Origin of the sequence: Arcobacter iocasae (genome assembly GCF_042214795.1) — a bacterium.
Classification (GTDB): domain Bacteria; phylum Campylobacterota; class Campylobacteria; order Campylobacterales; family Arcobacteraceae; genus Arcobacter; species Arcobacter iocasae.
The window spans coordinates 2,791,555-2,805,205 of the sequence record NZ_CP090177.1; the positions used below are offsets into that span (position 1 = coordinate 2,791,555).

10 protein-coding genes are annotated in these 13,651 nt (G+C 29.6%); 6 read left to right on the forward strand and 4 right to left on the reverse strand.

Annotation, left to right across the window (positions count from 1 at the left end; genetic code table 11):
* Positions 1-10: 10 nt before the first annotated feature.
* Both LXN10_RS14060 and LXN10_RS14065 read right to left on the reverse strand, forming a co-directional pair.
* Entirely contained in the window at positions 11-1,117 is a 1,107-nt protein-coding gene (locus tag LXN10_RS14060; protein WP_375723610.1) for a tyrosine-type recombinase/integrase, read from the reverse strand.
* 324 nt (positions 1,118-1,441) lie between these two features.
* Positions 1,442-2,443, reverse strand: coding sequence for a DUF1566 domain-containing protein (locus LXN10_RS14065; protein ID WP_375723611.1), 1,002 nt, complete (start codon positions 2,441-2,443; stop codon positions 1,442-1,444).
* 201 nt (positions 2,444-2,644) lie between these two features.
* Between LXN10_RS14065 and LXN10_RS14070 the strand changes: the two genes are divergently transcribed.
* Together LXN10_RS14070 and LXN10_RS14075 are read left to right on the forward strand one after the other, a co-directional pair.
* The gene (locus LXN10_RS14070) at positions 2,645-5,179 is read left to right on the forward strand and encodes a glycosyltransferase family 2 protein (RefSeq protein WP_375723612.1); all 2,535 of its coding nucleotides are present in this window, start codon (positions 2,645-2,647) and stop codon (positions 5,177-5,179) included.
* Positions 5,180-5,338: 159 nt separating this feature from the next.
* Positions 5,339-6,328 (forward strand): LLM class flavin-dependent oxidoreductase, encoded by a 990-nt coding sequence (locus tag LXN10_RS14075; protein ID WP_375723613.1) that lies wholly within the window; start codon positions 5,339-5,341, stop codon positions 6,326-6,328.
* A 75-nt stretch (positions 6,329-6,403) separates the two neighbouring features.
* On the opposite strand, the gene LXN10_RS14080 is transcribed toward LXN10_RS14075, so the two are convergent.
* Positions 6,404-6,982, reverse strand: a complete 579-nt coding sequence (locus LXN10_RS14080; protein WP_375723614.1) for a Tll0287-like domain-containing protein — start codon at positions 6,980-6,982, stop codon at positions 6,404-6,406.
* 342 nt (positions 6,983-7,324) lie between these two features.
* Between LXN10_RS14080 and LXN10_RS14085 the strand changes: the two genes are divergently transcribed.
* Both LXN10_RS14085 and LXN10_RS14090 read left to right on the forward strand, forming a co-directional pair.
* Positions 7,325-7,681 (forward strand): CidA/LrgA family protein, encoded by a 357-nt coding sequence (locus LXN10_RS14085; protein WP_375723615.1) that lies wholly within the window; start codon positions 7,325-7,327, stop codon positions 7,679-7,681.
* On the forward strand, positions 7,671-8,384 hold the full coding sequence (locus LXN10_RS14090) for an LrgB family protein (protein WP_375723616.1): 714 nt from the start codon (positions 7,671-7,673) through the stop codon (positions 8,382-8,384). Before LXN10_RS14085 ends, LXN10_RS14090 begins: the two co-directional genes overlap by 11 nt.
* 19 nt (positions 8,385-8,403) lie before the next feature.
* On the opposite strand, the gene LXN10_RS14095 is transcribed toward LXN10_RS14090, so the two are convergent.
* On the reverse strand, positions 8,404-9,978 hold the full coding sequence (locus LXN10_RS14095; RefSeq protein WP_375723617.1) for a nitrite/sulfite reductase: 1,575 nt from the start codon (positions 9,976-9,978) through the stop codon (positions 8,404-8,406).
* Between the two features lie 193 nt (positions 9,979-10,171).
* Here LXN10_RS14095 and LXN10_RS14100 point away from each other — a divergent pair, with 193 nt between their 5' ends.
* Both LXN10_RS14100 and LXN10_RS14105 read left to right on the forward strand, forming a co-directional pair.
* Positions 10,172-11,293 carry a metallophosphoesterase family protein gene (locus LXN10_RS14100; protein WP_375723618.1) on the forward strand — a complete coding sequence of 374 codons (1,122 nt, stop codon included), beginning with the start codon at positions 10,172-10,174 and terminating at the stop codon, positions 11,291-11,293.
* On the forward strand, positions 11,277-13,649 hold the full coding sequence (locus LXN10_RS14105; protein ID WP_375723619.1) for an AAA family ATPase: 2,373 nt from the start codon (positions 11,277-11,279) through the stop codon (positions 13,647-13,649). Before LXN10_RS14100 ends, LXN10_RS14105 begins: the two co-directional genes overlap by 17 nt.
* Positions 13,650-13,651: the final 2 nt, after the last annotated feature.

Genomic DNA, 13,651 nt, shown 5'->3' on the forward strand with positions numbered 1-13,651 from the left:
ATATTTTTTATTAATTTCTATTTTTTGTAATATTGTCAATAGTTGCATTAGCAACTTCAGAACCTTTTTTATAAGGTATTGATAAATACTTTTTAATAGTATTTAAATCAGAATGTCCTAATGCTCCAGATAAATAGGTTGCATTTACTCCTTGTTCTGCCATAGCTGATACAACTACATTTCTCAAATAGTGAATTCCAAAGTTTGGATTATTTAATGCCTTTTTTAATTTTCTTGTTTGAGTTTGAATATTTTGAATATAAGATGTTGAATCTGTTGGAGATTCAAAAACATAATGTTTTTTATTTGTTTGCATCGCTAAGAGGAGTAGGGCGATTGACTCTGGCAGAATAAATGTTTGTTCTTCACCATTTTTAGTGTTTGGTAAAGTATATAGCATGTTATCAAAATCAATGTATTCCCATCTAAGTGTTAATATTTCAGACCTTCTTCTACCTTGAAGTGCAAATAAAAACAGAGCTTGATAATAAATATCATCTTTAAAAACAGTTATTATTGCATTATATATTTCTTTTAACAAAATAGAAGCATTCTGAACTTTCTTTTTAGTATTTGGTCTTTTGATTTTAATTCCATCACAAGGATTATGAATAATTATTCTATTTGCAATTGCACTTTTAAATACTGGGTTTAATATTTCCAATGTAGTTTTTTGTGTTCTTTCTTTCAATCCTAGCTGTTTGACATTTGATATAATATCTTTTATATTGATTTGTCTTATATCTTTAATCTTTTTATTCCCAATAATACTTTTAATATGTCTTTGGTAATAGTTTTTGTTTTCTTTAAGCCATCTATCTCCACTATAAGAATTACTTGTTTCTTTTGTATCAAAATATTTATTGATAAATTTGTCAAATTTAATATCTTCGTCAATATCAAGTGATGTATCTTTTTTGCTTTGTTTAAAATTAAAAGAATCTGATTTTGCTTTTGATATTCTTGTTCTTTTATCCCAATTTTTATCTGAATAATCAAATATTTGATAATAAGATTTTGCATTTAATTTAAAGCGTAAAAAAAATTTTGTATATGATTTGTTTGCTTTTAATCCAACTTCTATTTTATTGATATATTCATCTCTATTTATAGCCATAATATTCCTTTTATGTATGGGTAACACTTATGGGTAACACCTTTAAAAGTAATAGTATAACATCAGAAGAATTAATATATAATAAGAAATCCCATATAGTGGCCAATATAAATTAAAATAAACTTTAAGAAATAGTATGTTTACTGGATTTCCTCCTGTAAACTCAAGTTCGAATCTTGATGGGGTCGCCAACTTATATTTACTATAAATAGGTATCTTTATTATAAAACTTCTTATTTTTTATTTTTTAAGGTTTAGCAGGGTAACACTTTTATTCAAAATACAAATGAATGTTGTATTAAAAATAAGTATATAAATAAATTTTTATTTAATTGAAGTCCTATTTCGTACACATCGGACATAATTATTAGCATTTTTAAGGTCATTATAACCGTCTGCATTATCAAAATATATACTCCATGCTCGTTCACTGTTATCACTGTTTGAAGTAGCACTCCAGTACCAGTTAGAGCTAATATTTCTCAAATTATTTTTTTGAGTAGAAAGATTTTTTAATTCATCTTTTGTAGGCAATCTCCAATCATTAAAATTGGCAAGAGTTAACTTTTTACAATAAGTTATAGCTGTATCATCATCTGTATTATTATAGTTTTTGGCATCAAAGTTTACTTTTGTTAGCCATGGTTTTTTAATTTCTGATACGGCTTTATTATCTTGCCATATCAGTTTTTGTTTTTTATCTATATAAATACTCTCTTTTCTTTCTTTTTTTATTCTTTCTCTCTTTATCTTTTCTCTTTTTATTCTTTCTTTTTCAATCTTTTCTTTGGCTATTCTCTTCTTTTGAGCCTCAATATCAAAATCTAAAGTGATCTCTTCTTTTGTATCTTTTTGTACTTCAATTTCTATACTTTTATCCAAAAAGTCATCAGCACTTATATCAATTTTATAGCTTCCTTTAGGAAGTCTAATATTTGACTCATACTCTTTACCATTTAAGATTATCTTTGGCTTAGGAGCATTCACTATTAGTGTTACAAAATATGTTGGTTGTGTTTCTATTTCATCTAGTGTAACCCACACATCAGATTTTAGATTATTATTCTTTGATTTTCCAAGGCGAGCATAATTTTCTTTTATATCGACTATCTCATACTCTTCTGCTCTTTTTAGGGTCTGTAAAATTTTCTTATCTTTTTTATAACTATCATAGGCATTTACATCATTTTTAATATAAACTTTTTTACTTATATTATGTTTATTTAGCATAACTTGCAACTCTTCTTGATGGGGCAAACAAGCACTCATAACAAACATCATAAAAATAGATAAAAAGAGCTGTACAATATTTTTTCTTTCTTTCACAATAAAATCTCCATTCATATTTCTAATAGTATTAGTTTTTAAAGATTAGTTTCGGAATTATAGCAGATGTAGATTAATCAGTTATTATTATATATCTCTTCCATAAGCTAATAAGTAGTAATATTTTTATACAATTGCATTTCATAAAAGCTATCTATGTAATTATTCTATCAATGATTATTATAATATAAAGGAACAAATTTGAGATATATTATATTTAGTATTATCATTGGAGTCTTATTTCAAATATTTTTTTGGATTTCACATAATACTTTAGTTTCACTAATTGAATCACCATCTAAAAAAGTCCAATCACTCTCTTATACTCCATATTATGGTTATGATAAAAAAGTTTTATCGCCTAAACAAATAGAAAATGATTTAAATATATTATCACCTATTACAAAGAAAATTAGAACTTACTCTTCAATAGATGCAGAGATTATTTTAGATGCTACTGTTCAAACAATATTACCTATTGATTTAGGTATTTGGTTAAGTAGCGATTATAAACAAAATGACATAGAGATTCAAAGAGCTTTAAAGTTACTCAAAAAATACCCAGATAGAATTGAAAGTATTATTGTAGGAAATGAGGTTTTACTAAGAAAAGACTTAAATAAAAATGAACTTTTTGCATACATTGACCATATAAGAGAGTTTACAGATAAACCTATCACAAGTGCTGAGACTTGGGATATTTGGGAAAAAACTCAAGATTTGACTAATCATGTTGATTTTATAACAATTCATATTTTACCATATTGGGAAGAAGTACCTATTCAGCAGTTTAATAGTTTTGTTATATCTAGATACGATGCAATTGAGAAGCTATTTCCAAATAAAAAAATATATATTGGAGAAATAGGTTGGCCAAGCAATGGTTATAATAATGTTAAGGCTGTACCAAATTTAAAAAATGAAGCAACAGCTATTAGAGGGTTTATAAATCTTGCTAAAGATAATGCTTGGTCTTATAATATAATTGAAGCATTTGATCAGCCTTGGAAAGGTTATGCAGAAGGAAACATAGGACAATATTGGGGAATATTTGATGCAGATAGAAATTTAAAATTTAAATTAGTGGGAGATATAGAACTAAATCAATTTTGGTTTTATCAAATGATTGCCACAATTATAACAGGAGCTTTATTAACATTTTTTGGACTAAGAAACAAAAAGTTAAATATGTATCATGCTTTAGCTTATGGAATAGTAGCACAAGGTATGTCAGTGGGGATTGTAATGGCATTTATGTATCCTTTTATCAACTATATGAATTTTGGGATGTGGGGAATGTGGGGGATAGGAACACTTCTCATGATACCTCTTGTGATTATGACCCTTGCAAAAGCAAATGAACTATTTAAATCTTCGATTGGAACAGCTCCTACAAGATTACTTCCTATTAATTTAACATCTGATAATATTCCTTTTGTCTCTATTCATGTACCAGCATATAAAGAGCAACCCCATGCCTTAGCTGAAACTTTACAAGCCTTATCTAAGTTAGAATATCCAAACTATGAAGTTCTAGTAATAATCAACAATACCCCAGAAGAGTTCTATTGGAAACCAATTGAAAAACTATGTAAAGACTTAGGTGATAAATTTGTATTTATGAATATAACTTGTACAGGCTTTAAAGCTGGGGCATTAAATAAAGCCTTAGAACAAACAAACAAAGATGCTGAAATTATAGCAGTAATCGATGCAGATTATGTAGTTGAACCTACTTGGTTAGTTGATTTAGTTCCTTTATTTGATGACCCTAAAGTTGCAATTGTACAAGCACCACAAGATCATAGAGATGGTGATGAATCCATAATAAAAACAGCTATGAATGAAGAATATGCGGGATTCTTTGATATTGGAATGATTGATAGAAATGAAGAAAATGCTATAGTGGTACATGGAACGATGGTTATGGTTAGATTAAGTTCAATGTTGGAAGTTGGTGGCTGGGGAACAGATACCATAGTAGAAGATAGTGAATTAGGTCTAAGATTATTTGAAGCAGGTTATATAGCCCACTATACAAATAAAAGATATGGTTATGGTCTTCTTCCTGATACTTTTGAAGCATTTAAAACTCAAAGGCATAGATGGGCTTATGGAGCTATACAAATTCTAAAAAAACACTGGCGAGAGTTTAAACCTTCCGCTACTAAATTAAGTCCCAGCCAAAAGAAAAAGTTTATTACGGGATGGATTTTTTGGCTAAGTGATGCCATGGGACCTATAATGGCTGTCATGAATCTTATTTGGGTTCCTGTTATTGTTTTTGTTGGAGTTACAATTCCTACAATTCCACTAACAGTTCCTATTATTACTGCATTTTTAGTAAATGTTTTACATACTTTTATTTTATATAGAATCAAAGTAAAAGCTAGTTTTAAAGAGACTTTCTTAAGTTCTATTGCCTCTATGAGTCTACAACTTATTATTTTTAAAGCAGTTTGGGATGGATTTGTAAAAGATGGTCTGCCTTTTAAAAGAACTCAAAAAGGTGGAAAATCTAAAAAGAGTGAAAAAAGTGAAAACCCAATAATATATGAAACTATTTTATGTTTATTATTATTAATCTCTTTCTTTACACTAATTTATATAAATAAAACAAGAATTATTGAAATATATGTATTTGCAATAACTATATTTATTCAAAGTATCCCATATATCTCAGCAATTATCATGAGATGTTTAGAATTATATTCTATCAAAAATCAAAAGATGTAGGAAAGTTAAATAGATTTGGCATGATTTATGTCGCTTATAAAATAGCAAATATTAAAATAACTGAAATTTTGAACTTAGATTTTTAGGTAATGTTATTATAATCTTGTTCTACTATAGTGGGAAAAATATTATATATTATGATTTTATATGGAGAAAAATATGAATAATAAAAAAATACCATTATCAGTATTAGATTTGATTCCAATAGGTGAGGGCTTCACGATAACACAAGCCATTGAAAATAGTACAAAATTAGCCCAAGGAGTTGAAGAGTTTGGATTTACTCGTTATTGGGTGGCTGAACATCACAATTTCCCTGGAATCGCTAGTGCTGCTACATCTGTGATATTGAGTTATATTGGAGCAAAAACTAAAACTATAAGAATAGGTTCTGGTGGAATTATGCTACCCAATCACGCACCATTGGTTATTGCTGAACAATTTGGTACTTTAGAATCTTTATATCCAAATAGAATAGATTTGGGTTTAGGAAGAGCTCCTGGTACTGATAGACAGACAATGATGGCACTAAGACGAGATATAAATGATGACGACTTTCCTATGATGCTTCAATATTTACAATACTATTTATCAAATGAAGCAGGTAAAAAAGGAATAAAAGCAATACCGGGATATGGATTGGATATTCCTATTTGGTTACTTGGTTCTAGCACCTTTAGTGCACAATTAGCTGCTCAAAGAGGATTGCCTTTTGTTTTTGCTTCACATTTTGCACCAGATATGATGGATGATGCTATAAGAATATATCAGGCAAATTTTAGACCATCTTCGCAATTAGCAGAACCTTATGTAATAGTTTGTATCAATATAGTTTGTGCTGAGACAACAGAAGAATCACAATATCTAGCTACAACAGAACTTCAAAAGTTTCTTTACCTTCAAAGGGGTGACCAAAGTTTATTACCAAAACCAACAGAAGATATGAGTAGATTATGGGAAGAGTGGGAAGAAAGAGGTATAAGACATAAAACAAGAGAATCTATCTGGGGGACACCAGAAGTTGTAAAAGAAAGACTTGAACGACTGATTCAAAGAACAAGTGCAAATGAAATCATGATAAACTCAATGATACATGACCCAGATAAAAGAATAAAATCTTATGAACTCATTTCAAAAGTTTGGTTATAAAAACCTTTTCCTATAAAACAAGCTCGTATTTTCACGAGCTTGTCAAATAATCAAGAAATAAATCTAATATTACGATTATCTTTTTATATCTACAAAAAAAGCACCTCTTAAATCATCTAATTTATAATCAATTGCTTTATCCTTTGGATATTTAGCTTTTATTATTGAATAAGCTTTTTTATTTCTATTTTCGATAGTTCCATGACAGGCTAAACATTTATTTTCTATATAAAGTGGTTTATAAACTTGATAATGGTTTTCTTCTATTTTTTTAACTACCATTTTAGGCTTAATGCCTTTTTTTATGCCATATCTAATCTCATTTAATACTTTTATTTGAGCTTCTGTTGCTTGGTTATTTGGATTTCTTGGTTTATCTGTTACTCTTTTTATAGTAATACCTTGAGGAAGATTTGCAGCACTATTTTTCATAAGGTTCGTTGCCTCTTCTGAACAGAAAGTTGCAGCTTGAACAACTCCTCCACTTTTTATTTCACTACCTAAGTGCTTTTTTAATGTACCACCCACTTGTTTTATTGCATTTATTGCCTCATCTTTAGCTTCTTTTTCGCTTAATGTTTTGTTTGCAAATGCATAACTTGTTATTAATATAGAACAAATAAGTACTACATTTTTTATATTTTTAATCACCATTTTTTTCTCCTTAATTATAATTAAATCTTATAAGTATAAGATAATAATTATAAGATTTACATAAAACAGTTTTTCAATATAAGCTATATATTGGTACTTGTGGAATATAATTTTATTTTATAAAAAATAATTTATAGTTTATTAATATTGAAAAATACTAAAAAATGATATTTAAATATTTTTTTATAATAGAAGCTATTTTTAAAATAAAGAATAAAAATCATAAGGTTGTACTTTTTATTTGACTGATAATTTTAATTACTATAAAATCTATCTTTGCCACTACTTTGCCACAAAAAATCGGTAAATTAGTTGCATTATTAAATACAAAGGGTTAAAAATATGTTAAAAGGAATTATCACCTTATTGATATTTCAATTTATAGGTGAGTGTATAAGTAGACTATTTTCACTGCTTGTTCCTGGAGCTGTGATAGGAATGATTTTGTTGTTGGTATTTTTAATTATTAGAAAGAAAAGTTTTCATAGCTTAGATACCACTGTGTCATTTTTTCTTAAATACTTACCACTTCTTTTTATTCCTGCTGCGATGGGGATTATTACTCAAGTTGACACTATATCAAAAGAGTTTCTTGCTATTAGTATCTCTTTATTTATTGGAACCGTCTTATCTTTAGCTATAAGTGCAAAGCTTTTAGATTATTTTGCAAATAAAGAAAGTATTAAAAATGAATTTTGAATCATTATTACAATATATACAAACTACACCCTTGACTTGGTTGATAGTTACTCTTAGTTCTTTTAAACTTGGAATTATTATTTATAATAAGTTTAATAAAAATACACTTTTGCAACCTATCATTGTAGCTTATATTATTATTCTCTCTCTTGTATATATTACAAATACTTCTTATGAAGAGTACTTCAAAGGTGTAGAAATTATTCACTTCTTTTTAGGTGCAGCAACTGTAGCTTTAGCACTACCTTTGTATAAAAATCTAGTCTATATTAAGTCTTTATTTTTTCCTATATTTATAACTTTATTTATTGGAAGTTTTTCTACTGTAATTATTACAATAACAATATTGTGGCTTTTTGATGCGAATATTCTTACAATCTTATCTATGACTACCAAATCTATAACAGCGCCAATTGCAATTATCACATCAAAAGAGATTGGGGCAATCCCATCTTTGGCAATAGGTTTTGTGATTATCACGGGTATTATTGGAGCAGTATTTGGTACAACTATTTTCAAAATCATTAAAGTCAAAAATGATACTTCTCAAGGCTTTGCACTTGGATTGATTTCCCATGGAATAGGTACAGCAAAAGCTGTGGAGATATCAGAAAAAGCAGCTGCCTTTTCTGCACTTGCTATGGGATTAAATGGGATATTTACGGCTATTCTTTTACCGATTATTTTGAGTTTTTTTAAATAAGAAGAGAAAAGACCTCTTCTTATTTACTTAAGTCTACTTCATTTAGATACTCTTTAAATGAAGATTTATTTAAATTATCAGTTTTATATGAAGTAATTAAATCACCAATAAAACCTACTAAATTATCAGCTGTCACTTTTACACCAGTTTTATGAGCAAATCTACTTCCTTCTACTCCACATACTTGTCCACCAAGAATTACATCATAACCTTCAACTCTATTGTTATTTTCATCTCTTACTTTTGTTCCTACAAAACCTATATCAGAGATTTGAGGGTGAGAACATGAATTTCCACATCCAGATATTGCGATAGTCACATTTTCTTTAAAATCAGGATGATTCTCTTCCAATTGCTTTACTACAACTTTTGAAAATTCTTTTGTTTCTGTGATACCAAATTTACAAAACTCATTACCAGTACATGATTGAAGTCTTGCTCTAAATGGCGTGGGAGCATAAGGATATCCTAGTGCATTTATTTCCTCAGCAACTGTTTTGGCATCTTGTGTTTTTACTCCATATAAAATAAAGTTTTGGGTTGGAGTAAGTGCTATACCTTTTGCACCATATTTTTTACATATATTACTTATACTTTGGAAATCCTCTCCTGCTATTCTTCCTGAGTTTGTTGCAAATCCTATAAATGATTCACCTTCTTGTTTTGCTTTATAAATACCAAAATGGTTTCTATTTTCATGGGGTGTGATTTGTGGTTCTTCAAAACCATCTTGTAGTTTATATCCAAGTCTAGTCTCTATCTCTTCTACAAACTTTTCTAATCCCCAGTCATTGACTAAGTGTCTCACTCTTGCTTTATTTCTATTTTCTCTATTTCCATGGTCTCTAAAAATCTCAGCACATACTGCTGCTACATCTTTTACTTGCTCTTCTTTTACATATTTGTTTGTTCTATATGCTATTTGCTTAGATTTTGATAATCCACCTGCAATCGTAAAATCAAATAATATATCGCCATCTTCTGTTTTAAATGCGGTAAATGCTACATCTTGAACTTCATGATTTGCAGTATGTCTTCCACACCCTGAGATTCCTAATTTATATTTTCTACCAAAATTAGAAAATCTATCATCATTTTTATCAAAGTATGAGTCAACTTCTTTTACTAAGTGTGATACATCATAAATCTCTTCTGGATCTATTCCTGCTATTGGTGAAGTCATAATTGGTCTTGGTCCATCACCTGATGCCATTCGAGAAGTAAGTCCAACTGAATCTAGTAATTTGAATATCTCAGGTAAATCTTTTATCTCAATATAATGAAATTGAACATTTTGTCTAGTGGTAAAATCTACCAATCCTTTTGCATATTTTTGTCCGATCTTTGCTAGTACTTCTAGTTGTTCTAAATTTATCTTTGCATCAACTATTTTGATTCTTTTCATAAAGTATTTTTTATCTTCTAAATTCTGTGAATTTATATGAGGATACATTCCATACCATTTTAATAGTCCAATATATTCATTACTTAAAGGAATGCCTTCTTGTGCTTCTTTATATATATCGTCTATAACTCTTAAAGGGTTTCTAGATGCTTTTAATTTCTCTAATGGAGATAACTCTTTTTTTGTCAAAATTTTTCCTTTATATATTAATAGGTACCTAGATTTTATAATATTTGAGTGTCAATATAGTGGTATAAAAACTTTGAAGGGAGTTTATAATCTTTTCTTTTAGACACAGCTTTTAATAATAATATTTGATAAATAAAGCTATTATTAATCATAAAAAAGTTTTATATAAAAATATTTTATTAGTAGGTTTTATTTGAAAATAATACATTTTAGTGATACGCACTTAGGATACAACGACTTAGACATATTAAATGAAGAAAATATCAACCAAAGGGAAGCGGACTTTTATAATGCTTTTTCTCAAATAGTTGATGACATAGAAAAAATCAAACCAGATTTTATAATACACACAGGAGACCTTTTTCACAGAAGCTCTCCCAGCAATAGAGCTATAACCTTTGCTCTAAAAGAGTTTAAAAGACTTGATAAACTAAATATTCCTATCATCATGATAGCTGGAAATCACTCAACACCTAGGACAAATCTAAGCAGTCCTATTTTAAAGATATTTGAAGAGTTTGATAATGTACATGTATCATACGAACAAAACTACAAAAAAATAGAGTTTGATGATATAGTTTTCCATACTTTGCCACATATGAATGATGAAACAAAAGGAGAAGATGAGATAAACTTATGTGAAAAAAACATCAACCCTGATAAAAGAAATATCATGATGATGCACTGTTCTGTTGGAGCTTGGTATTTGATGCAAGAGTTTGGGGAGTGGGTTTATCCTACAGACAAAGAGTATATCTTTGAAAAGATGGATTATGTAGCACTTGGTCATTGGCATGGTTTTGGCTCTGTGGGCAAACATGAAAATGTATACTATAGTGGAAGTAGTGAGCGTACAAGTTTAAATGACAAACGAAACTCAAAAGGCTATGCTCTTGTAAACTTAAGCGATAAATTAGAGGTAGAATACAAAGAGATAAAAATACGACCTATCATATCTAAAACAATAGATTGTGAAAACTACCAAAATGCACTTGATGATTTAGATACAAGTGATACAAAAGATGCCATCGTAGAAGTAAAACTTCAAAACCTAACAACTATGCAATCAATTGATATACAAAACCAAGAGATAAAAGCACTTTTCCCACTTGCTATGAGTGTGAGTGTAAAAAGAGAGTTCAAAAAAGATGCAAACGAGGGCGCGACTTTAGATGATATTCAAGCTTTATCTTTAGAAGAGTACTTTTTAGACCATATCAAAGAACAAAGCGAAACCAAAGAGTTTGATAGACTAAAACCAAAAATTCAAGAACTATTTAGCAAGTACGAGGAGGCTTATGATGATACTTTGTAAGCTAAAACTTGAGAACTTTAAACGATACAAAACTTTCGAACTAGATTTTGATGAGGGTTTAGTTGGAATCATAGGTAAAAATGGAAGTGGAAAATCCACTATCTTCGAAGCGATACTTTTTGCACTTTATGGTGAGTTTAAAGATAGAGGTTATAAAGATATCGTTCGAAATGCCAATGCCACAGATAAAGATGCTGTAGTAGTAGAACTAAACTTTGAGTTTGACTCAATTGAGTATAAAGTAGTGCGAGAGTTTAGAGGAAAAGCCCTAAGTGCCAATGCCAAACTTTATAAAAACGGTGAACTAATAACAAGTGGTGCAAAAGAAGTAACTACAAGTATCATGAAGCTAACCAAGATGAGTAAAGAGGCTTTTCTACATACTCTTTTTGCCAGCCAAAAAGAGCTAACAAGTCTAAGTAACAGCAAACCAGAAGATAGAAAAAGAATGATAAGAAAGCTTCTAGGCTTGGAAAAAATCGACTACATAGAAAAAGAACTCATAGAAAAAAGTAGAGAATTAAAAAGAGAGATTTCAGCCTTTGCAGAAGTGCTTTTAAGCACAGAAGATATACAAACAAAAAAAGAGCAAATAAAAGCAAATGAAGCCATCAAAAAAACTTTAAATGAAGAGTTACAAACCCAAAGCAAACAAATAGATAGCCTAAAACTAAAAGAGCTAGATATAAAAAAAGAGCTTGACCTTTTTGCTAAAACAAAAGAGGCAAAACAAAAAGCCCTAAGTGAACTAAATCTTTTAAAAAATAGTATCAACTCAAATATAGAAAACCAAAACAAACTCTCAACCGAGCTAAAAGACCTAGAAGAAAAACAACTTCAATACAAAGCCCTAGAGCCTATAAAAAAAGAGTATGAAACCCTTCAATCTAATCTAAAAGAGCAAATACAACTAAAAGAGTACAGCCTAAAAAAAGAGGGCTTGATAAAAGAGCAAGTCCAATTAAGAGAGCAATACAAAAAAGCCAAAAATGACATAGCCCTTTTACAAAAAGAGTGCGAAGGTTTTGACTCACTAAGACAAAAAGAGCAAGAAACAAAAACCCAACAAGAGCAAATAAAACAAACCCTCACACAAATACAAGCAAAAGAAAAAGAACTAAACTCAAACATCTTCGCAGAACAAAGAGTCATAAACGACACCACAGCCAAAATACAACAAATCCAAGCCCTAGGCAAAGAATCCAACTGTCCAACCTGTACAAGACCACTCTTAGAAGAGTATGACAATGTAATAGACTCGTTAAACTCAACCATAAATGAAATACAAACAAACAAAATTACAAAGCTAAATAAACAGCTACAAGAAGTAGAAACAAATAAAAAAACAATAGAAACCCAAAAAGAGCAAATAGATAAAAACTTGAGTGAACTAAACTCACAACTTGCACTTATAAACAGTAAACAAAAAGATTTACAAAACCTATCAAGCCATCTAAACAATGTAGAGCAAAAAGGCAAAGAAAACAACGACGAAATAGCCAAACTAGATAAATACAGTTACGATGAAAACAAACACAAAACACTAGAAAATAGTTTCAATGAAATTTTACCAAAATATGAACAAATGAAGTCATTAGAAACCATGCTAAAAAGATATGATAGTGTAAAACAAGACCTAGAAAACATCAGCAAAAAAATCACAGAGCAAAACAGTACTTACGATACAAAAGAGCTAGACTACAAACAAATAGTCTACGATGAAACAGCACACATAGCCAAAGAAAAAGAGTATGAAGAACACCATCAAACTTATGAGCTAAAAGTAACACAACTAAATGAAATCAAAGTCAAAATAGCCCAATGCGAAGGTGAGATAAAAACCATCCAATCAAACCTAGACAACAACGAAATCCAAGAAAAAAAAGTACAAACAAAAAAAGACGACCTAATCGACTACGACAAAATCAAGCTAAGCCTAAGTGAATTCAAAACAAAACTAAACTCAAAAGTAGCCCCAAGAATATCAGACATAGCATCAAACATGTACGCCCAAATCACCAAAGGCAAATACCAACACATAGAAGTATCAAACGACTTCGACTTTTACATCTACGATGAAGGCAAAAAATACCCAATAGAGCGATTCTCAGGTGGAGAAATAGACCTAGCAAACCTAGTCTTGCGAATAGCCATATCAAAAACCCTAAGCGAACTAAGCGGAAGCTCACAAATAGGCTTCCTAGCCTTCGACGAAGTATTCGGAAGCCAAGATGAGGCAAGAAGAATGGAGATACTAGAAGCCTTTCATATGATAAAAGAGCAGTATAGGCAGATATTTTTGATAAGTCATGAATTAGAGATAAAGGAGATGTTTGAACATATAGTAGAGTTATAACC